The organism is Lentibacillus salicampi (assembly GCF_004565465.1).
Classification (GTDB): Bacteria; Bacillota; Bacilli; order Bacillales; family Amphibacillaceae; genus Lentibacillus; species Lentibacillus salicampi.
This window is the reverse complement of sequence record NZ_SRHY01000053.1, coordinates 1-21,314: the sequence shown is the minus strand read 5'-3', so window position 1 is coordinate 21,314 and position 21,314 is coordinate 1. Positions and strand designations below refer to the sequence as shown.

Below are 21,314 nucleotides of genomic sequence, written 5' to 3'. Positions count from 1 at the left end.
GTCTAAAACCTAATTACTCCTGTCTTGGCGGGAGATCAAGCCGTTTCATTGAAAATCTGATGTTCCACTCGCTAATTTACATATTTTTACATAAAACCCGTTATACTTCTGTCTAAGGCTCCTAGGGTTTTATCCGGCCAAAATGGGAACGGCTGAATATGCAATCGGATCGCCGCTGTTTGAAAAAGCAACTGTTCATTTGGAGAACGGGAAAGATATTGTTATCAATGCACCAAATAACAGCAAAGAAAATAAATATGTTCAAAGTTTAAAAGTAAATGGAAAAGACTACACAAAAAATTACATCAAACAGGCGGACCTGGCAGATGGAGCAACACTAGACTTTGAAATGGGACCAGATCCTTCTGAGTGGGGAAGCGATCTGACCGATTTATCGGAATCCATGACACCAGCTGCAACAGATGGGTTATCAATTTCCGCATCACTGTATGATTTCACCGATTCAGAGGGTGACGCAGTGGATAGTGATAAAGGGAAAGCTGACAAGCTATTTGATAATACATCTGAAACGGAGTTGAATTTCGAAAATGGTAAACCATGGATTCAATATCAGTTTAACGAAAAGAAAAAAGCAAAGATGTATACGTTAACCAGTGGCAGCGATTCAGATACCTCCGATCCGAAGAGCTGGGTGTTAAAAGGATCCAATGATGGTGAAAATTGGAGTGTCCTTGATGAACGGGAAGACGAAACATTCAGATGGCGGGATTACACACGTGCATTTGAAATCAACAATCCGAGAGCCTATGCTTTTTACCAGATGGAAATTACCGACAATGGTGGCGGTCAATCCACAACACTAGCAGAAGTAGAACTTCTCGGTATGGAGGAACCGCCAGCAGAAGTGGCCGCAGGTATTCGAGGTTTGGTTCAACGTTTACATGAGGAAGGCGAACTGGAATCAGAAGCTGTCCATGCATTAAAAATGCATCTGACCGCAGTGGAGCAATTTGAAAAGCAAGGAAAAGCGAAGAAGGTAGTGAAACACATGAAAAGTTTTAACCTGTTGTTAAAACAGCATCACGAGTCAGGGTTACTATCTGATGAAGCCTATCATATGCTCCAGAATAATGCAGATTATATGATTAAGCTTTGGCGTTAGATTTGATAGGTTGTAGAGGTTGTTCAAAAAGACGGTGAAAATGACACGTCGAATTTCGTCGTTGGCCTGTTTTTGCGCTACTCATGTATCTAAATGCATAGAGGAAGTTCTGCTAAAACCGTCCACGTCCTGTGGACAACGCAGAACTCACCACGACGCGCGAGAAGCCCGCGCTCGAAACTGCGCCGCCTAGAACTTCTTGGTCCTTTTCATCTTCCTTTTTGAACACGCACTTGTAATCGTTCGTGGTGGTCTTGGGTGGAGCAACTCTTTTGCCAGCATGGGAGTTGATGCGCATGACACTTCAATCTATGCTGGTGAAACCGGAATCTTCGGGTTCATATAAGGTGTCGATTGCACAGCACCATACAAGTGCTTAATCCCTGTGACAGTCCGGATGCTACTGTTGAGAGCTGGTTAAAAAAGTGTGCGCAGGTATTTGGACCAACGTATTTGCTCCACCAACCTATTATAACCCCCCTTCAAACCAGAAATTTGAAGGGGTTAAAAAACAGTCTATATAAAATTAAATAAATTTCACAATTATTCAGCAGGAAAATTAACATGTCGAATAAAATAGATAAGAACTTAAGACGGGAGGTTAATAAAATGTACACTATGGAAGAGGCCTCAAAAATGCTTGGCGTACATCCCAATACACTCAGAAGATGGGAAAAGCAAGGGAAAATAACTACGAGCCGTACGACGGGCGGGCACAGGCGTTTTTCGATTGAAGCTTTATCTGCTATTAAAAGTGATGTTTAGCCAGTCAAAGACAAATTGGTTATCGGTTATTGCCGGGTTTCATCCTCGGACCAGAAGCGTGATTTAAAAAGACAAGTCGATGCCGTTTCACAGTACTGTACGGCAAGTGGCTACCAGTTCCGTATCATTGAGGATTTAGGAAGTGGATTGAATTACAACAAAAAAGGTTTAAAAGGATTAATCCAAATGATACAAAGCAACCAAGTGCAGAAAGTTGTCATTCATTATAAAGACAGACTACTGTGATTTGGTTATGAATTAATCGAACAAATTTGCGCGTTTCATCATGTCAATATTGAAATTATCAACCACACAGAAAACAAAACATACGAGCAGGAATTGGTTGAAGATATGCTTTCCATCACCACTGTCTTCAGCAGTCGTCTGTATGGAAGTAGAAGTCATCAACAAAAAAAACTGCAACAGACGGTAAAACAAACAATTGAGGAGAACGAACATGCTTACGTACAATAAAAAGGTTCGATTAGCTGTTTCAAAAGAAAACAAGCAGCTATTAGACTCCCAATCCAGAATGTGTAACTGGCTGTACAATCAATTGCTTGATGCGGTTGAGGAAGATTACCAAAATGGGAGCAAGAAAAAATTACTTGCAGGCAGAAACCTGCGTAATGAAGTTCCCGGGATTAAAGCGAAAAGTCCATTTTTATATAAGGTACACTCTTCACCCCTGAAAAATTCAGCACTGCGGTTGAAGGACGCCTACGATCGCTATTTTGATAAAACTCTGGCTAATAACAGGCCAAAACATCGTTCCTGGAAAACGAAATGGTTTTCGCTGTACTACGATGAACCGAAAAAAGGTTTTAAATTAGTGAACCCTGATGAACTTTCCCTCACCTTTGGCAAATTAACAGACGAGGAATTAAAAGAAGCGAGGAAAACAGACGAAGAAACAAAAAAGTCTATTCATATCACAGTCGGACTTGTGGAGGAAGTTACACTGAGCGATACAGAAAGCATCAAAACGCTTCGCATCACGAAGGATTTAGATTCCTACTATGCGATTTTTACAATAGAGGACAACAGGGAAATCAATCAAGTGGAAGAACAATCGTTTATTGTGTTTGATCCGAACCATAAAAATTTGGCTGTCGGACTTGCAAGCGACGGCAAATCATACGAATTAAAGTCAATGAATACATTGCTGAAATACTGGGATAAACGGATTGATGAGATCAAATCGAAACGCGACAAATGCGAAAAGTTCAATAAACTTGTGTGTACAGAAAATGTCACCTACTTTGAACCAAGCAAACACTGGAAAAGATTGAACCGTGCATTGGAGAAAGCGGCATTGAAACGTCGAGAACAAATCAAGACGTTGTTATACAGCTATGCACATTATTTTTCCAAGCGTTATGATGGGGTTTACATTGGCGATTATACACCAACACCTGATGTCGCAACGTACGGCAATATGAGACGGGCCATGTTGAACCAGACACCAATTGGTCAATTTCGCAGCACATTAAGCTGGGTACAAACAAAAAACGGCAAACATTATCAGAAAGTGAATGAACGCAACACAACCAAGGAATGCTGTGTCTGCGGTCATAAAGAGAAGAAAGACCCATCCATTCGCAGCTTTACGTGTGTAAACTGTGAAACATTGCTTTCCAGAGATATTAGCAGTACGGTTAATATTGGAAAGAAAGCCAAAAAGTTATTGCCACGCGCGGGCTACACAGGTGTGGAATCCCCTGTGTATACAGTTTGGTGGGATTATAAACGGGCAAAGGTTGCTTGTGGTTTGACCCCATCTGCTGGCCTCGGGAATTGAGTCCGGGGATTGAAACAAACATTCTTCTTGGTAACAGAGAAGAAGGCTTTTGTTAAGTTAAATTTGATTAAATTTAGTTAATAAAAGGAGTGCGGTGCTTTCACAGTATTCAGCCATTTTATAGTGCATATCAAAGAGTGTTCTATGAAGGAAGAGCAATTTTACTTTTTCCTCATTTTCTTTTATTGAATAATGTATAATAATAGAAATTAGTGAATCAACATCAAAATCTATGGTTGAAATGAAATGAATGAATAAAAATGTTAACAGTAAGCTAGCGGAGTGTTTTTCCGAAGCGATCGCCTGCATCAAATATTTATTCTTCTAATTTGTCAACCTTAGATTTTGATTTAGAATCAAATTAGTAAGTATCGAACTGATAGGCGATTTATGTTAATAGTAAATTTTTAGAGTCTTGAGGATTGTAAGAATGACGGACATAGGGGCAATCTATTCTAATCCCTTCGTCCAAATATCCGGGGTGAGTTGCTGTGAGTCATTCCAGATTACTGTTTTATACAGTAAGCGGGGTTGTTTTCTGTATTAGTTTCATTGGTATGCTTATTTATGGTTATAAGACATTTTTTATCCAGACTGAGAAAGTTGAGTCGGCTGATTATGCCTATCATTTTGCCTTGATTGCTGAGGAGGCTGATAATGAATATTGGCGGCAGATTGAAAAAGGGGCTAAAGAAACGGCTTCAAAGCATCATATTTATTTGGAATATCTGGCTCCAAAAAGGGCAAATAATGATAAACTGCTCAAATTATTTGATCGGGTGATTTCTGCCAAAGTTGATGGAATTATCGTTCAGGGCGTTGAGGGCGACCGCTTTGTGGAATTAGTCCATAAATCGGTAGAACGAGAGATTCCGATTATTAACGTGGACACGGATGTTCCAAACAGTGAACGGAAAGCCTATGTCGGGACAGATAATTTCCGGGCTGGAGAATTGGCCGGTAAAACCCTTATCGAAAGCACCACCGGCGAGCAACATGTGGGCGTTGTCACCGGACGATTTGATGCTATTAACCAAAAACAACGGTTGAAAGGCTTTAAGAAGGCTATTAAAGACATCCCACGCATTCATGTGGTTGATATCAAGGAATCTAATATTACATCTAATGGTGCTGCACAGGCAGCTTATTCACTTTTGAAACAATATCCCCAGATCAATATGTTTCTTGGAACCAGCGCACTTGATGGGATTGGTATTGTGGATGGAATTCAGCAGATAGCAGACAATAAGGCGTTTACTATCATCGGTTTTGACTTACTTCCTGAAACACTGCAGCTGATTAAGGAAGGGAAAATTGATGCCACCATTGCACAGTACCCAAAGCAAATGGGGAAAGAATCGGTTAATGTTTTATTGGAACTGCAGGAAGGTGACATATTGGACGATGAAATATATATCGATACGAAAGTAATCAAGAAAGGTGACTTATCCAGCCTTCAAGATGGTGAGTTGCCATGAGAACGATTCGTGGAAAGCTGGTTGTTTATTTCCTGGCTATTATTCTTTTGTTTCAGGTAACGGCCATTTCCATCTTTGTCAGTTCCAATGAGCTGACAGATACATATAATGATAGTTTTCAGCGTTTTCTATTGCTGAATAAGATTTCCCGGGATGCTTCAGAGTTATATTCGACAACGAAAGCGTTTGTTGACGAGCCAAACTCGGAAAACTCCGATGACTACTTTGCAATAAAATCGGATTTGGAAGATAATCTGAGTCAATTATCGGAAACATTCTATTACATGGAAACGATTGAAATGAAGAATTATATAAACTTGATTGAGACATTTATCTATGAAACGGATCTTACGGTAGGTTCTGTTTTAAGGGATGACTCAGAGCAGTATATGAACCATTTGATGGAGGCCGCAAACGCCTCGGATTACATTTCCGAATCGACATTGGAAATTATCAATCTGGAATTAACAGCTTATCAATCGTTTTATGAAGAGCTGCAACAGCGCGATCATAACTTTATGCTATTCTTTATCTTCCTGTTTTTAACCACAATTATACTGGCAATATTTTTTGCACTATGGTTTTCAAAAGGGATAACCAGACCGCTGGGGAAACTCTCAACTGCAGCTAAGGAAGTAGCCAGTGGGGAACTGCAGGGTGAGCCCGTTCACATTCGAACAAACGATGAATTGCAGCTGCTTGGGGACACATTTAACCAAATGCGCACTAATATTCATGACCTATTTGAAGAAGTCCAGGACCAATCTGAACTTGACCGATTGGTAAAAGAAATGGAATTGAAACATTTGCAAAACCAGGTGAATCCACATTTTTTATTTAATACATTGAATACGATTTCCAAGATGGCCTATATGGAAGACGCCAAATCAACGTCCAGTTTAATCGATTCTGCAGCAGCATTGCTCAGGCATAGTCTTGGTGAGATTGATCATCGCGTGACATTAAAGAATGAAGTGGCGGTTGTTCGGGATTATTTTCACATCCAAAAAGTGCGATTTTCTGAACGGGTTACCTTTCATGTGGATGTGGATGAGAACTGTCTGGGTCTCGAAGTCCCCCAATTGACATTGCAGCCATTGGTTGAGAATGCCTTCCTCCATGGAATCGAAGGAAAAGAAGAGGGCGGAACCATTTCTCTGATCATTTATCAGCAGCTTAGGAACGTGATTATCGAAATCCGCGATGATGGTGTCGGTATGAGCCAGAAAACAATCGATCAAATCATTTCCCGGACAAAGCAGCAGCAAGAGCATGTTGGCCATTCGACTGGAATAGGCTTAACCAATGTCATCAGGCGGTTGGAGCTTATCTTCCGGGAGAACGATGTGGTTGAAATAGAATCCGAGCCTGGCCGGGGGACAGTGATCAGGTTAATACTGCCTTATGATAAGGAGGGCTAAGATGAGGGTATTAATTGCTGAAGATGAGTTATTGGAGCGAAAGGCTATGCGCAAATTTCTTACGGAGAATTTCTCAGATATCAATACTATCCTGGAAGCTGCGAATGGACGGGAAGCAATTGAAAAGGCAGAGCAATCCAAACCCAATATTATCTTTATGGATATCAAAATGCCTGGTATTAATGGCCTTGAAGCGATTGCTGAAATTCAGCGAATCAATCCGTCATGCAAATTCATTCTCGTATCTGCCTATGATTCATTTGATTTTGCGAAGCAGGCCATGCATTACGGTGTCAAAGAATACATTCTAAAACCAGGTAAAAAAGATGAAATTGTCGCGTCGATTTTGCGTGTCCAACGAGAGATTGAATATGAACGTAAGCAGCAGGACGAGAAGCGTGACTTAATTGAGGAACGGCTGATGGCAAAATTGATGCACCAACCACTGGACAAAGATACCTATACAATTTTTAAGAGTTATTTTCCTTCTTTTGCAAGCGGCTTTTTTCTAGTTATTCAAATGGCTGAAATCCCTAGCAAAGATGTAATCCAGTCAAAGCTTTCTAATCATCTGCGGCATCGATTTATGATGGATGCTCAAGATGAACGGATCGTTTGCTGCACACTGGCAGGCGTTGAACTAAATAACTCTGATTTGTTGATGCAAGCCCGGATAATTCAAATGGCCTTCGGTGAAGATTGTTATGTCGGTTTGGGCTATGTCTATTCAGCTTTGGATAGTCTTTCAAAATCATACCAAGAAGCCCTTACTGCAGTATATCAGCTGGGAAAATTGAATAACAGGCGGTACGGATTCAGCGATCAAAGTAACGCAAAGCATGCTCAATCAGATAGTGTTGTTCAGCTTCTGACCGAAGTTGAAAAAGGGAATGAACATGAAGCGATAAAGCTTTATAAGGGTAATCGAAAAGATTTTACATCAAGTCAGTATGAAGAGGTTTATTTTAACATTAAGCGTTTAATGGAAGAACAGAAGCTTGCGTTGCCCGGCAGTTCTATTTCGGAGTTGGAGACTGATCGGGATTGGCAGCACTTTATAGCGATTTGTTGTTTGACATTTCAGGAACATTATCAATCCAAACGGTTTATGCAGAAAGTAACAGCGTATATTGAAGAACATTATAAGCAGGGCATGACGCTGGAGGAGATAGCTGAGCACGTTGGTTTAAGCGCCAATTACTTTTCAAATGTATTTAAAAGCGTGTTTGGTATGACGTTTATTGAATACATAACTGAACGAAAGCTGAATGAGGCAAAACGGTTGATGACACAAAATGAGTATTCTTTAAAGGAAATTAGTTATATGGTCGGTTATCATGATCCGAATTATTTCAGCAGAGTGTTCAAAAAGCATCATCAAATGTCCCCAAAAAAGTTTCAAGAGCAAATCTTTAAAAAGTGAAGGGAATCATAAAAAATTACAGAAGATCATACACCGCTAATATTTAGAAAAGTTTATAATGTATTTGAAAACGCTATCAAAACAAAGGGGGAAGAATTTAATGAAGAAAGTATGTGGTATTTTCTTCATGCTGGCATTGGTTCTTGGACTCGCCGCATGCAGTGGTGATTCTGATGAGGCAGAAGGCAGCTCGAATTCAGATTCAGAGGGTGGAGACAGTGCAAATACGGTTGAAATTTTCAGCTGGTGGACTGGTGCCGGTGAAGAGGATGGATTACTTGCATTAATTGATTTATTTGAGAAAGAGAACCCGGATATCACAATCGAAAATGCTGCGGTAGCCGGCGGTGCTGGAACGAATGCGAAAGCAGTGCTTGCAACGCGCATGGAAGGCAATGACCCGCCATCAACGTTCCAGGTTCACGGAGGAGATGAATTGAATGAAGGCTGGGTGGCAGCAGATAAAATGCAGCCACTCAACGACCTTTATGAAGAGAATGGCTGGCAGGACAAATTTCCCCAGGAGTTAATTGATCTCGTCAGTAAAGACGGAGATATTTATTCAGTGCCCGTCAATATTCATCGCGGGAATGTATTCTTCTACAACAAGAAAGTGTTCAAAGATAACGGTATAGAGGAGCCGGAAACATTTGAAGAGTTCTTCGCCGCATCTGAAAAACTTCAGGAAGCAGGTGTGGTACCAGTAGCTCTGGGTGACAAAAACTCTTGGCCAGCCACACAAATCTTTGAGAACGTTTTGTTAGGCGTGCTTGGGCCGGATGATTACAAAAAATTATTCGAAGGTGAGATACCGTTTGATGATGAGCGTGTCGTTGAAGCAGCTGAAACATTCGGCAAAATTCTTGATCATATTAATGAAGACCATGCAGCCCGAAATTGGCAGGACTCAGCCCAGCTTGTAGCCAATGGAGAAGCAGCCATGCTTAATATGGGTGACTGGGCAAAAGGTTACTTTGTAAACGATCTGGAAATGGAAACGGGTGAGGACTTTGGTTATTTTGAATTCCCGGGTACAAAAGGTGAATTCCAGGTTATTACCGATACATTTGGGTTGCCTAAAGATATCGATAACGAGGATCAAGTTGAGAAATTCCTGACATTCCTGGGATCAACCGAAGCACAAGATGTGTTCAATCCATTAAAAGGGTCCATCCCTGCTCGTACAGATGCTGATGAATCGGAATATGATGCATATGGAAAAGAAGCCATGAAGGACTTCGGCGAATCACGTCTGGTACCTAGTCTTGCGCATGGATCTGCGGCCTCGGCCGGTTTTTTGACCAAAGCTAATCAGGCAGTGAACATTTTTGTTACACAGCGTGATGTAGATAATTTTATCCAAGCGTTAAAAGATGCATCATCAGACATGTAATGGTTTGAAACGTGAGGCTGCCTGACATTGGGGGCAGCCTCTTTGATTGTTCGAACAGACTTTTAAAGGGTGTTGTATTTAGGGCGATGTTCAAAAGGTGATATAAAGCCTTGAAGAAAAAACCCTAAGCAAGGAGGGTATCACATGGAGCTAGCAGAACATAAAAAAAGAAACAGAAGAAAAATGACAAAAGATCATTGGACAGCAGTGGCATTTCTCATTCCATCTGTTATTCTTATCCTGATTTTTGTGTATGGTTTTATTGCATGGACGGGATATGTATCAGTCAGTAATTGGAGTACGCTGGTACCTGATTTTTCCTTTGCTGGATTGCAAAATTACATTAGCTTATTCCAGGATTATCGTTTTCAGTCTGATTTGCGAAATACGATCTTTTTTACCATCTTTTTTATCGGACTCGTTATCGTTATGGGGCTGGGGTTAGGTATTTTAATTGACCAGAAGTTAAAGGGAGAATCATTGTTTCGCAATATCTTTTTATTCCCGATGGCATTATCGTTTATTGTAACAGGTGTTGTATGGCAGTGGCTCCTTAACCCGTCTACAGGTTTTAATCAGTTTCTGAAGTTTTTTGGCATAACACCGAAATGGTATACGGATACCAATATTCTTGCCGGGTTTGAATGGGGACAAATAGAGTTTGGGGTGCCGGTCGCGATTATTGCTGTTGTCATTGCAGCGGCTTGGCAGATGACAGGATTTTCATTAGCGATGTATTTAGCCGGTTTGCGTGGCGTCCCGGATGAGTTGCGTGAAGCGGCTCGCATGGATGGAGCAAGTGAGTTTCAAATATATCGGAAGGTTGTCATTCCCATGCTGATGCCAATAACGGTTAGTGTCATTATAATTATGGCCCATATGTCATTGAAGATATTTGACTTGATTTACGCCATGACCGGTTCAGGGGCAAACTTTGTTACCGACGTTCCGGCAGTGTATATGTACGAGACGACCTTCAAAGGCAATAACTATGCAAATGGTGCAGCTATAGCCATTATCATGCTGCTGGTTGTCGCGGTATTTATCGTTCCGTATTTATGGAACAGTAGAAAGGGTGATCATTAATGGCATCATTTTCACTCGGAAAAACAATGAAGTATATTCTTTTAATATTCTTTGCTTTATTATTCTTAATGCCCGTCTATGTCATCATTGTCACGAGTTTGAAGCCATTGGACGAAGTTTCGCTGGAGCATATGTGGGCGCTTCCGTCGTCGATTGATTTCAGTTCCTATGTCCAGGCGGTTAAGGAATTGGCTCCAAATTTCATGAACAGTGTGTATTTAGTCATCCCTGCAACACTACTGTCTGCATTACTGGGTGCGATGAATGGCTATGTTTTATCTAAATGGAAGTTTAAAGGATCGGAAACATTATTCACGTTTATTTTATTTGGTATGTTCATTCCTTATCAAAGTATTCTAATTCCGATGATTCAATTTATACGCAGCATTGGCCTGTATGATACGATTCCGGGACTGGTTCTGGTGCATGTTGTCTATGGCTTGCCGATAACAACCCTAATGTTTCGTAATTTTTATGCCAATATACCAGACCAGATGATTGAGGCGGCTAAAATAGATGGTGCAAGTTTTCTTGGTGTTTTCAGACATATTATGGTTCCGCTGTCGATAACCGGGTTTGTCGTTGTGGCCATCTGGCAATTCACGAACATTTGGAATGAGTTCTTGTTTGCCGTTACAGTGACAACAAATGAAACACAGCCGGTTATGGTAGCACTGCAGAACCTATCCGGAAGCCAAATTGTACAGTGGAATGTGCAAATGGCTGGGGCAGTGATTGCGGCATTGCCGACACTGCTTATCTACATTTTACTAGGTAAATATTTCGTTCGCGGACTTCTGGCAGGATCTGTGAAAGGATAGAAAATTGGAAGAGTTATGCTGTAATAGTAAAACATAAACATGGGCGTGAAACGCCAAACATGTGCCGAAGTGCTCAAAGGATGGCACGAAAACCGGAAACAATTCGTTATGAAGGTTCAAATGTAGTATTTTTACCACTTTTAACTGTCAAAAAGAAAAATCCAAACTGATTCGTCTGAATCATCGTTTGGATTTTTCTTCCATCAATCCGTTTGCCGCCTGTCTTGACTATTTAAAAGAATATTTAATGTAGCTGCGATAGGTTTCTCCTGTTTGCAATATGACATTCGGAAAGCCTTCATGATAAAGGGCTGCTGGATGGGCCTGTGCTTCAAAGCATACGCCTGCGTATTTTTGGGATAACCCCTCGTTTAATTTTAGCCCCTCATCCAATCCGTTTGCGGTGTAGAGCACCATTCCCGGTTCGCTGGTGTGAATCTTCATGGTGCGTCCGGTGTTCTTCTCCGATACAATCACTGTCTTTTCGTTTCCAAACATAAAATAATGATCATAGCCATTTCCAGCAATTTTTTGTTGCGTTGTTTCCGGTTTGAGGCCACCGCCAAGCAAACGCCCATCACGAAAATCAAAAGGTGTATCAGCCGGTTCAATCAAGTGTCCGGTAGGGATGAGCTCCTCATCTAATTCTGCCATATAACGGCTGTCAAATTGAACATGATGGTTGTGCACCGTATCTTTCATATCGCCGCTCAAATTAAAATAAGTATGGTTCGTCATTGCGACAGGTGTATCATGGTCGGATGTGGCTTGGTAGTTCAGGGTAAGCTCATTGGCATTGTTCAGCGTATACGTAATCGACACGTCAAGATTGCCCGGATAGCCATTTTCTAAATGTTTACTCATAGACGTGAGAACGAGGGTCACCGCGTTTTCTGAGTGGCGTGTTTCCGAGTTCCAGATGACTTGATGAAACCCGTTTGGGCCGCCGTGCAGGTGATGCTTATCTTCATTTTTTGTTAGTTCGTAGCGGCTTCCGTTAAGATGAAAATGGCCATTTTTAATCCGACCTGCCACACGTCCGATTTGGGCGCCTAAATAATTGGGGTTATCCTCATAATCTGCGTAACTTCTATAACCCAGCACAACATTTTCGGTTTTACCATGCTGGTCCGGAACCAACAGGTTGGTAATAATCCCGCCAAAGTTCAAAATGCTGACGGACATGCCATGATCATTGGAGAGTGTAAATTCCCTCCATGTTCCGTGGACTCTTTTTTCTGTGATATCCATGTGTTCACCTACTTATTCAGGGTTTTGATAAATCGGTCAAAGGCTGACTTTTCTTTGAATACACCGGCGTCTTCAAGCACTTTTGCAAATTTCAGGCCCAACTCCTGCTGTATAATGAGCTCAGCATCATTCGGAGTGGAAATGGTACCATGTTTCGCTTTTATAGCTTGTGCCCAGTCGAGATGGTAGTCTTCTATATGGCTTGTTTTATCCAATAGATATTCTTTGATTTCCGCAAGCTCATCTTTCAGCCGCGGGGGTAGAACGGCCAGCCCCATCACTTCAATCAGGCCGATATTCTCCTTCTTAATATGATGCACATCCGCATGGGGATGGAAGATTCCCGTTGGATGCTCCTCAGATGTGCGGTTGTTGCGTAATACAAGATCGAGTTCATAAACGTCATGACGTATCCGCGCTATCGGTGTGATGGTATTGTGTGGTGTATCACCGGAATAAGCCTTAATATCAATTGATTCATCTGAATAATTCTGCCATGTTTGTAAAATGTGCTCGGCTGCATCGAGTAAGTCTTGTTTATCGGAACAATTTAAACGTATGACAGACAGTGGCCACTTCAAAACATGGGCAGTGACGTGATCATAATCATCCAGTTGAAATGAAAACGCCTCTTCTGCATCGGTCATGGCGAATCGATACCGCCCGCCCTGATAGTGGTCATGTGACAAAATGGACCCCCCAACAATGGGCAAGTCTGCATTGGAACCAATGAAATAATGGGGGAATTGATCGATAAATGCCAGCAGTCGTTCAAAACCTTTTTTATCTATTTTCATATCACGATGTTCTTCAGCGAGTACGATACTATGCTCGTTGTAGTATACATAGGGGGAATATTGGAGATACCACGTTTCACCGAGCAATGGAACTTCGATCACACGATGATTGGCTCTCGCCGGATACCCGGTTCGGCCTTCATACCCTTCATTTTCAACACAAAGAACACATTTTGGGTAATCAATCTTTTTCTTGTTTTCACGTTCCCGTTTAATTTGTTCCGGGTCCTTTTCCGGTTTTGATAAATTAATCGTGATGTCCAGGTCTCCATAGGTGGTATTTGCTTTAAAATGAATGTTTTTTTCGATTCGTTTCATCTGGATGTAATTACTGTCCTTGCTTAAGTGGTAAAAATAATCGGTTGCCGCTTCAGGCGATTGGCTGTATTTTTCCCGAAACACAGCGTTGATTACTGAGGGGCGTGCAACAAAACAATTCATGATATTAGCAGCGAGTATTTCTTTCTCGTCAAAAACATCACCAATTATTTGTTGGCGCACGGCGTAGTCAACCAGTTCTTTAAGCAAGTCAGGGATCGATGCATCGGAGCGAGATGTGGAATCTGTCTCTTTATCTCCGTCGAGTTTGAGATATGGCATGATTTGGTTGCGTACGTAAATATGGTCCCGTTTTTCGATCAGCCCGGTCTGGATAGCTTTTTCGATCAGGGCATTCATATGCTGATAAATCAAGATACATCTACTCCTTTTTTGACTGATATCCATTCGGGTTTTTTGAATGCCATTTCCATGCATCTTCCATGATTTTGGTAATGGCTGTTCGCGTCGGGTTCCATCCAAGAACTTCTTTTGCCTTGTCGGAACTGGCAATCAGTACACTCGGATCACCGGCACGGCGCTCACCTGTTTCTGCCTTAATGTTCTTGCCGGTTGCATTTCGCGCCGCCTCAATCATTTCTTTTACAGAGAACCCCTGACTGCTGCCGAGATTGAAAATGTCACTTGGGCTGTCATTCTTTAAATAGTTCATCGCTAAGATATGTGCTTGGATTAAATCTTCTACATGAACATAATCCCGGACGCAGGTGCCATCCGCCGTATCATAGTCCTCGCCGAAAATAGTGATATGGGATCGCTGGCCGAGCGCAGCCTGCAGTATAATGGGGACAAGGTGTGTCTCGGGGCGATGGTCCTCACCAATTTCACCGGTTTCCCTTGCGCCTGCCACATTGAAATATCTTAGGGAAACATAGCTGATCCCATGGGCATGTGCCGTCCACTTCATTAATTTCTCCATGGTTCGTTTCGTTTCGCCATAAGGATTTGCCGGGTTTGTCGACATGTTTTCAGTCAATGGTATCGATTCTGGTTCCCCGTATGTTGCGGCAGTGGACGAAAAGATGATATTTTTAACATCATATTCCACCATTGCTTCCAGTAAAACCTGCGTACCGTAGACGTTATTGTCAAAATACTGGAGCGGCTTTTCCATGGATTCGCCGACAAGGGAGTTGGCTGCAAAGTGCATGACACCATCGATTGATTCTTTTGCAAAGACACCGCGTAAAAAATCGCGATTTCGAATGTCTCCCTGATAAAAAACAGCGTCTGAATGGATGGCTTCATGGTGGCCAGTTTCCAGATTATCAACAACGACCACCCGCTCACCTCGATCAATCAACTGATGGACGGCATGAGAGCCGATATAGCCGGCACCGCCCAATACAAGAATATGCATTATAATGCTCCTCCCGTTATTTCTTTGGCCCCATCGCCGAGCGTGGCCGTATAGAATGTTGTGGTATAACCAAATTTCTGCTGATAGATGTGTCCTACATTGGCTTTGAAATCATCAATGTTATTCTTGGAGACAATCGCAATCGCACACCCGCCGAAACCGGCACCAGTCATTCTTGCACCGATCACACCTTTTTGTTCCCAGGCAGCTTCCACGACAGTGTCCAATTCTGCTCCGGTTACTTCATAATCGTGTTGAAGCGATTGATGTGATGCATTCATTAATTGTCCAAATCCTGTCAGATCCCCATTCTGTAATTTATTAAAAGCCTCCAGTGTGCGGCTGTTTTCCGTGACAGCATGTTTGGCACGTTTACGGTTGATGTTAGTTTGAATGAGGTCTTTGTGCTGTTCGAATTGGTCTTTCGTTAAATCACCAAGACTATTAATCGTGAATGCTGATTTTAAATCAGCAAGCGCCTCTTCACATTGCTGGCGGCGCTCATTGTACTTGGATCCGGCTAACTTGCGCTGTTTATTCGTGTTGATAATCATGATGGCATGATCTTCCAGTTCGATGGGGGCATAGTGATAATCAAGTCTTTGACAGTCTAATAGAATGGCATGATTGCGTTTCCCTTTCCCAATTGCGAACTGGTCCATGATGCCGCTATTTACGCCGATATAATCGTTCTCAACCTTTTGTCCGAGTTTAATCATTTCGACCCGGTCGATGGTTAGTTCGAATAGATGTTCCAGCAATACCCCGGTTGCCATTTCAATGGAGGCTGATGAGGAAAGGCCGGCTCCGTTTGGAATATCCCCGTAATACAGAATGTCAGCACCATGTCTTAGTGAATACCCGCCTTTGATAAGGTGATGGATCATCCCTTTCGGATAGTTTGCCCAATCGTGCGCTTCGTTGAAATTTAAATCGGAGAGATCGCATTCCATCACCCCCGCTTCCGGGAAATTCATGGAATAGAAGCGGAAACGCGTATCCGTTCGCTTTTTACCCAGTGCATATGTGCCAAAGGAAATGGAGGTTGGGAAAACGTGCCCCCCGTTGTAATCAGTGTGCTCGCCGATTAAATTAATCCGACCTGGCGCGAAAAATGTTCGCGGTTCGCCGGTAGAATTAAATACGTTCTGAAAAGCATTGATGAGGTTATTCATGGAATCCCCCCTTAGGATTGTTTGTTAAAAACGCTTACAATTAGTTTACTATAGTCTTCTGATTATCACAATAAAATTAGTGATTTTTTTAGTTAAAAAATAAATAAATTTAACTTGGACCGTGGGGGGACGGTCATTATTGAGTGGCAATAATAAAAACGATACTTTACATGAATCATGTGAAAGCGTATACTAAAATTTAAATTAACACCTTTGGGAGGGCTGGATTATGGGTAGTAAAAAAATAGGTAAAAAAATGATATTTTTTCTCGGTGCGTTAGGTGGGCTCCTATATGGCTATGACATGGGGGTTATATCGGGGGCTTTGTTATATATAAAGAATGATATCCCGTTGACGAGTTTCACAGAAGGTCTTGTCGTTAGTTCGATGCTGATAGGTGCTATTTTCGGATCGGGGTCGAGCGGACCGTTGTCTGATAAACTTGGACGGCGTAGACTGGTCTTTATGATTTCTGTTTTGTTTATTATTGGGGCACTCACACTGGCATTTGCTCCGAACATGGCAACGCTCGTAGTAGGCCGCTTGATTATTGGTTTGGCTGTTGGTGGTTCCACTGCCATTGTTCCTGTATACTTATCAGAAATGGCACCGACAGAATCCAGAGGGTCGCTCAGTTCATTGAACCAGCTGATGATTACAATCGGGATTCTATCTTCTTATCTGGTAAACTATGCGTTTGCACCAATTGAAGGATGGCGTTGGATGCTCGGTCTTGCCGTCGTACCATCTCTCATATTAATGATAGGTGTTATATTCATGCCAGAAAGCCCAAGATGGCTGCTTGAACACCGCGGCAAAGAAGCGGCCCGGCGTGTAATGAAATTGACTCGGAAGGAAAATGAAATCGATCAGGAAATAAATGAAATGATTGAGATTAATCGTGTTTCTGACAGCACTTGGAAAGTATTAAAATCCTCCTGGCTGCGCCCGACACTCGTCATTGGCTGTACATTTGCGTTGCTTCAGCAAATTATTGGTATTAATGCGATCATTTACTATGCGCCAACGATTTTCAATGAAGCTGGACTTGGCGATGTCACGTCTATTTTAGGGACGGTCGGAATCGGAACGGTCAATGTCTTATTTACCATCGTTGCGATTATGATTATCGATAAAATTGACCGGAAGAAACTGCTGATCACCGGAAATATCGGAATGGTTGGATCATTAATCGTTATGGCCGGCCTAATCTGGACAATCGGTCTCGGCTCAACTGTCGGCGCTTGGATTATTGTTGCTTGTCTGACAATGTTTATTATCTTTTTCGCCTTCACGTGGGGTCCGGTTTTATGGGTCATGCTTCCGGAACTATTTCCTATGCGTGCGCGTGGTGCCGCGACAGGTATCGCCGCTCTGGCGTTATCAATTGGAAGTTTGCTTGTCGCACAGCTTTTCCCACTGCTGACCGAAATCATGTCCATTGAACAGGTATTCCTGATTTTTGCTGTGATTGGGATTGGAGCCATGATTTTCGTTGTGAAATATCTGCCGGAAACACGAGGACGGAGTCTGGAAGAGATTGAGGCTGATTTGCGGAAGCGTACTTCGGCAGCCGATACAGGAAATATGAAGTAATGGTCGTTTTTTAGAATCAAGCGATCGGAGTTGACAAAATGGCAACAATTAAAGATATAGCAGGTCACGTGAATGTCTCGATTGCAACTGTGTCCCGCGTCCTTAGTGAGGATCCAAATCTATCCGTAAACCCGGAAACGAAACAGCGCATTTTTGATACTGCTGAACAGCTGGGTTATAAAAAGCACATTCAAAAGAAAACAAAACAGCGTATGCGGATTGCAATTGTGCACTGGTATACGGAGACAGAAGAACTGAATGATTTGTATTACTATTCAATCCGTCAGGGCGTGGAAAAGAAACTGGAAAAAGATGAGTATGAATATATTCGACTGTTTCAAAGTGCGAACAAACAACCCGACGTAAAAGTGCATGGAGTTATCGCGATTGGCAAATTTTCACATTGGCAAATGCGACAATTGAAAAATTGGAGCCCCAATATTTGTTTCGTTGATAACATTCATGCATTGCCTGCCTGTGATGCTGTCGTCGCAGATTTTAAGCAGGCCACCATCAGCGCTCTGTCGCATTTTATCAACAAGAGCCATGTCAAAATCGGGGTGCTGACCGGCGAGGAAAAGTTCCCCGGCACATCTGAAGTACTGAAAGACCCCAGATATGATACGTTTCGTGACTATATGAAATCCTGTAACTTATTTGATAAAAGGTATTGTTTTAAAGGAACGTTTAGCGTGGATTCGGGTTATTCCATGATGAACAATGCGATACAGACACTCAAAGATGATCTCCCCACTGCATTCTTTTGTGCAAATGATGCCGTTGCCGTCGGGGCGTTGCGTGCTCTAAAGGATCACCAGCTTCGTATCCCGGAGGACGTCCAGATTATCGGATTTAATGATTCGAGTGTAGCAAAGTATGTCTCACCATCCTTAAGTACTGTCAGAGTATACACAGAAATGATGGGGGAGACTGCCGTATCCTTAATGAAAGAACGGGTTCTCCAGCAACGTACGGTAGCCAAGACGGTTACACTGGGAACGGAACTGATTGTTAGAGAAAGCACTCAGTGATGGTGAGGAGTGGATGTCATGAAGATAAATAAGTTGTATCAGAAAGGGAATCGTGACGTTAACGAAGATGCTTATGTGATCAATGAGAAAACTGGGATTTTTGCAGCCATTGACGGCGCCACAGGGCTGGAAGGTGTGCCTGGCAACATAGCCTCAGGTGCTGTCCGGCAAGTGCTGAGTGCAGACGTAACGGAGGGCGCACTCGAAGACAGGGTGAAAGCTGCTAATCAGGCAGTTAGTGATGAAACCTTGTCATATCTTGGACTGGAGGGCAGCGCAACGATTGATGATGTGCCAAAAGACAAACGGAGTACTTGCGCGCTTGCAGCCATTTCAATTGATATGGATCACTTACGGCTTGAGTATGTTCACGCCGCAGATTGCATGATCTTTTTGCAATATGAGAACGGGGATATCCGCCAAGTGACATATGACCTGCTTCACCATTTTGATCAACAGGCAATAAACGACATGGTGGAACTGCGAAAGAAAGAAGGCAGGGAAGTCGGAATAGGTGAAGCAAGGGAAAAAGTGCGGCCAACGTTAATTAAAAACCGCTCTTTGCTTAACAGCCATAATGGATATGGTGTCATTGATGGAAGTGCTGCTGCCTTAAATCATTTGGAAAAAGGTACGCTCTGCCTGAAAAGAGTTACCGGAATTCTTTTACTAAGCGACGGATTAATGCTGCCAACGAAGTCGGAAGAAAATGATGCTTGGATGCAAACCGCAGCCATTGCTTTTGACTCAGGTCTGGACGGACTGCTTCATGAAGTGGCGAATAGGGAAAACGCTGATCCCGAGTGTGTAATATATCCACGTCTGAAAGTGAATGATGACAAGACAGGTATATTACTTGATTTAAACATTTAAGAGTACATGCAGTATGTGCTGGTCAACTTGATAGAATAATAGTACTTACGTCAGCATCGAGTTGGCCCGCTGATTTGGGGTCAGCAGGCTAAGGTTACCTGGGAGATAAAAAGCAAGGTGATGAGGCATTCTTGGTTCCGAGACAAGTCTAGTTTTAGAATTCCTATTTTATTCTACAAACCCTAACTATTGGGAGGGTTTAAAAGATTGCTGAATTACCAGCAGGACAATATGTCAGAGGACGGTTATGAAACATTGAAAACGGATGCGGATTACTTGATAGGGAAGTGGCGTTAAATCAGTCAAGTCAGTTTTTCTGTGAAGGTTCGGGAGTGAAAGAGTGTGAACAGACTGACAAAAGCTATACCATATCAGGTTAATAGCAGGAAAACACTTTAGTGAAAGGACGACTCTCTGTGACAGTAACGATATGTCACAGAGAGAATTTTGTAACAAGGAGGAAAATGTGTAAAGTTGATAAACGCCAGTATTTGCCTTTCATGTCATCTTCAAGGCCAATTTAAGGTAGGAAAAAAAATAGCATATTCGGGAACTTACCCAATCACTGTAATTGCCAGTAAACTGTATGGCAGCTGCATGCTTCCTTCTCAGTTTGGGTGGAAACTTCTATGATGTATTAGGTGATTGAGGTTTTAAGTAATTTGAGATACTCTGTAGATTATGATTAGCTAATAAAATAATAGTTGGGGGTAATTGTTATGACACTGGAAATAATCGCGACCAACTTAAGTGATGCAAAGAAAGCGGAAGCGTATGGAGCGGATCGGCTGGAGTTAAGTCCAGGTATGTTGGAAACAGGTATAACGCCCAGCTATGGACTGATCGACTCAGTGGTTAAAACTGTGAATATTCCATTCAATGCTATCATCCGTCCTCATAGTCAGTCCTTTATATATAACGAGGATGATTTAACCGTTATGAAAAAAGATATCCAAATGGTAAAAAAACTTGGCGCAGATGGGATTGTCATAGGTGCTCTGACAAATGACTATCTCATTGATGAGGAAATTCTAAAACAGTTATTGCACGAGGCGGAAGGGCTGGATGTCACTTTCCATAGAGCATTTGACTTCGCTCGGGACCAAGAGGAAGCATTGGAATGTTTGGTCAATTATCCCCAGGTTAAACGTATATTGACTGCTGGAGGTGCGCAGCCTGCACCCCAGGCCACCCAAAAAATAAGGCAGCTTATTCGGCTTGCAGAAAATACTCATCTTGAAATCATGGCAGGTTTTGGGTTACGTGAAGATAACTTTAAAGAGTTCTATAACGAAACGAAGCCAAATGAAGTACATTTTGGTTCGGGCGTGCGGCAAAATGAAAGCTATTTACACCCGATTGACGGATCAAAAGTAAATAACGTTAAAGTTATGATGAAAGAATAAATCTCCCTCACACAGGGAGTTTTTTTATTATAATCCCACTGTTTAGAACTCAACTTTCGCAGATCAAAAATAGGCTTTAATTTAACTGCAGTATCACTCATTGGCAGCTGAATTATGTTCCTTGACAACATCACAATAAAAGAAAAACACCTCAACTTTTGGTATAGTTTAATT

General features: G+C 42.2%; 17 protein-coding genes and 2 pseudogenes. 15 read left to right on the top strand and 4 right to left on the bottom strand.

Annotation, left to right across the window (positions count from 1 at the left end; translation table 11 throughout):
* Positions 1 to 118: 118 nt before the first annotated feature.
* From E4U82_RS20705 to E4U82_RS17690, 10 genes and pseudogenes are all read left to right on the top strand, one after another.
* Positions 119 to 346 (top strand): annotated as a pseudogene (locus E4U82_RS20705) (glycoside hydrolase domain-containing protein); the annotation flags it as partial.
* Positions 347 to 349: 3 nt separating this feature from the next.
* A complete protein-coding gene (locus E4U82_RS17730) occupies positions 350 to 1,123 on the top strand; it encodes an FIMAH domain-containing protein (protein ID WP_425339539.1) in 774 nt (257 codons plus the stop codon).
* A gap of 564 nt (positions 1,124 to 1,687) precedes the next feature.
* A pseudogene (locus E4U82_RS17725) lies at positions 1,688 to 2,362 on the top strand (IS607 family transposase).
* Positions 2,346 to 3,689 carry an RNA-guided endonuclease InsQ/TnpB family protein gene (locus E4U82_RS17720; RefSeq protein ID WP_135111503.1) on the top strand — a complete coding sequence of 448 codons (1,344 nt, stop codon included), beginning with the start codon at positions 2,346 to 2,348 and terminating at the stop codon, positions 3,687 to 3,689. The pseudogene E4U82_RS17725 and the gene E4U82_RS17720 overlap by 17 nt, the downstream one beginning before the upstream one ends.
* 491 nt (positions 3,690 to 4,180) lie before the next feature.
* Complete coding sequence (locus tag E4U82_RS17715) at positions 4,181 to 5,167, top strand: sugar-binding protein (protein ID WP_245183637.1); 987 nt, start codon at positions 4,181 to 4,183, stop codon at positions 5,165 to 5,167.
* Positions 5,164 to 6,588, top strand: a complete 1,425-nt coding sequence (locus E4U82_RS17710) for a sensor histidine kinase (RefSeq protein ID WP_135111501.1) — start codon at positions 5,164 to 5,166, stop codon at positions 6,586 to 6,588. The genes E4U82_RS17715 and E4U82_RS17710 overlap by 4 nt, the downstream gene beginning before the upstream one ends.
* Position 6,589: 1 nt before the next feature.
* The gene (locus tag E4U82_RS17705) at positions 6,590 to 8,011 is read left to right on the top strand and encodes a response regulator (RefSeq protein WP_167751476.1); all 1,422 of its coding nucleotides are present in this window, start codon (positions 6,590 to 6,592) and stop codon (positions 8,009 to 8,011) included.
* 100 nt (positions 8,012 to 8,111) lie between these two features.
* Positions 8,112 to 9,404, top strand: coding sequence for an ABC transporter substrate-binding protein (locus E4U82_RS17700; RefSeq protein ID WP_135111499.1), 1,293 nt, complete (start codon positions 8,112 to 8,114; stop codon positions 9,402 to 9,404).
* Positions 9,405 to 9,548: 144 nt separating this feature from the next.
* Complete coding sequence (locus E4U82_RS17695; RefSeq protein ID WP_135111498.1) at positions 9,549 to 10,490, top strand: carbohydrate ABC transporter permease; 942 nt, start codon at positions 9,549 to 9,551, stop codon at positions 10,488 to 10,490.
* Positions 10,490 to 11,311 carry a carbohydrate ABC transporter permease gene (locus E4U82_RS17690; RefSeq protein WP_135111497.1) on the top strand — a complete coding sequence of 274 codons (822 nt, stop codon included), beginning with the start codon at positions 10,490 to 10,492 and terminating at the stop codon, positions 11,309 to 11,311. The genes E4U82_RS17695 and E4U82_RS17690 overlap by 1 nt, the downstream gene beginning before the upstream one ends.
* Positions 11,312 to 11,539: 228 nt before the next feature.
* Here E4U82_RS17690 and E4U82_RS17685 read toward each other — a convergent pair whose 3' ends face one another.
* The 4 genes from E4U82_RS17685 to E4U82_RS17670 are packed head-to-tail and all read right to left on the bottom strand — an operon-like array spanning position 11,540 to position 16,233.
* Complete coding sequence (locus E4U82_RS17685) at positions 11,540 to 12,562, bottom strand: aldose epimerase family protein (protein ID WP_135111496.1); 1,023 nt, start codon at positions 12,560 to 12,562, stop codon at positions 11,540 to 11,542.
* Positions 12,563 to 12,570: 8 nt separating this feature from the next.
* Positions 12,571 to 14,052, bottom strand: a complete 1,482-nt coding sequence (gene galT, locus E4U82_RS17680) for a UDP-glucose--hexose-1-phosphate uridylyltransferase (RefSeq protein ID WP_135111495.1) — start codon at positions 14,050 to 14,052, stop codon at positions 12,571 to 12,573.
* A gap of 7 nt (positions 14,053 to 14,059) precedes the next feature.
* Entirely contained in the window at positions 14,060 to 15,058 is a 999-nt protein-coding gene (gene galE, locus E4U82_RS17675) for a UDP-glucose 4-epimerase GalE (protein WP_135111494.1), read from the bottom strand.
* Positions 15,058 to 16,233, bottom strand: coding sequence for a galactokinase (locus E4U82_RS17670; protein WP_135111493.1), 1,176 nt, complete (start codon positions 16,231 to 16,233; stop codon positions 15,058 to 15,060). Before E4U82_RS17670 ends, galE begins: the two co-directional genes overlap by 1 nt.
* 229 nt (positions 16,234 to 16,462) lie before the next feature.
* Here E4U82_RS17670 and glcP point away from each other — a divergent pair, with 229 nt between their 5' ends.
* The 5 genes from glcP to E4U82_RS17650 all read left to right on the top strand — a co-directional run bounded on the left by glcP (position 16,463) and on the right by E4U82_RS17650 (position 21,140).
* On the top strand, positions 16,463 to 17,830 hold the full coding sequence (gene glcP, locus E4U82_RS17665) for a glucose transporter GlcP (RefSeq protein WP_135111492.1): 1,368 nt from the start codon (positions 16,463 to 16,465) through the stop codon (positions 17,828 to 17,830).
* Positions 17,831 to 17,868: 38 nt separating this feature from the next.
* On the top strand, positions 17,869 to 18,861 hold the full coding sequence (locus E4U82_RS17660; protein ID WP_135111491.1) for a LacI family DNA-binding transcriptional regulator: 993 nt from the start codon (positions 17,869 to 17,871) through the stop codon (positions 18,859 to 18,861).
* Between the two features lie 18 nt (positions 18,862 to 18,879).
* A complete protein-coding gene (locus tag E4U82_RS17655) occupies positions 18,880 to 19,734 on the top strand; it encodes a hypothetical protein (protein ID WP_135111490.1) in 855 nt (284 codons plus the stop codon).
* A gap of 189 nt (positions 19,735 to 19,923) precedes the next feature.
* Positions 19,924 to 20,031, top strand: coding sequence for an FIMAH domain-containing protein (locus E4U82_RS20700; protein ID WP_425339538.1), 108 nt, complete (start codon positions 19,924 to 19,926; stop codon positions 20,029 to 20,031).
* 422 nt (positions 20,032 to 20,453) lie between these two features.
* Positions 20,454 to 21,140: a copper homeostasis protein CutC gene (locus E4U82_RS17650; protein WP_135111489.1), complete on the top strand. Its 687-nt coding sequence runs from the start codon at positions 20,454 to 20,456 to the stop codon at positions 21,138 to 21,140.
* The last annotated feature ends 174 nt before the right edge of the window (positions 21,141 to 21,314 follow it).

Excerpts from the sequence above, each read along its gene's own strand:
- E4U82_RS17730 (WP_425339539.1), top strand. The coding sequence starts at position 350 with ATGGGACCAGATCCTTCTGAGTGGGGAAGCGATCTGACCGATTTATCG.
- E4U82_RS17720 (WP_135111503.1), top strand. The coding sequence starts at position 2,346 with ATGCTTACGTACAATAAAAAGGTTCGATTAGCTGTTTCAAAAGAAAAC.
- E4U82_RS17710 (WP_135111501.1), top strand. The coding sequence starts at position 5,164 with ATGAGAACGATTCGTGGAAAGCTGGTTGTTTATTTCCTGGCTATTATT.
- E4U82_RS17705 (WP_167751476.1), top strand. The coding sequence starts at position 6,590 with ATGAGGGTATTAATTGCTGAAGATGAGTTATTGGAGCGAAAGGCTATG.
- E4U82_RS17700 (WP_135111499.1), top strand. The coding sequence starts at position 8,112 with ATGAAGAAAGTATGTGGTATTTTCTTCATGCTGGCATTGGTTCTTGGA.
- E4U82_RS17695 (WP_135111498.1), top strand. The coding sequence starts at position 9,549 with ATGGAGCTAGCAGAACATAAAAAAAGAAACAGAAGAAAAATGACAAAA.
- E4U82_RS17690 (WP_135111497.1), top strand. The coding sequence starts at position 10,490 with ATGGCATCATTTTCACTCGGAAAAACAATGAAGTATATTCTTTTAATA.
- E4U82_RS17685 (WP_135111496.1), bottom strand. The coding sequence starts at position 12,562 with ATGGATATCACAGAAAAAAGAGTCCACGGAACATGGAGGGAATTTACA.
- galE (WP_135111494.1), bottom strand. The coding sequence starts at position 15,058 with ATGCATATTCTTGTATTGGGCGGTGCCGGCTATATCGGCTCTCATGCC.
- E4U82_RS17670 (WP_135111493.1), bottom strand. The coding sequence starts at position 16,233 with ATGAATAACCTCATCAATGCTTTTCAGAACGTATTTAATTCTACCGGC.
- glcP (WP_135111492.1), top strand. The coding sequence starts at position 16,463 with ATGGGTAGTAAAAAAATAGGTAAAAAAATGATATTTTTTCTCGGTGCG.
- E4U82_RS17660 (WP_135111491.1), top strand. The coding sequence starts at position 17,869 with ATGGCAACAATTAAAGATATAGCAGGTCACGTGAATGTCTCGATTGCA.
- E4U82_RS17655 (WP_135111490.1), top strand. The coding sequence starts at position 18,880 with ATGAAGATAAATAAGTTGTATCAGAAAGGGAATCGTGACGTTAACGAA.
- E4U82_RS17650 (WP_135111489.1), top strand. The coding sequence starts at position 20,454 with ATGACACTGGAAATAATCGCGACCAACTTAAGTGATGCAAAGAAAGCG.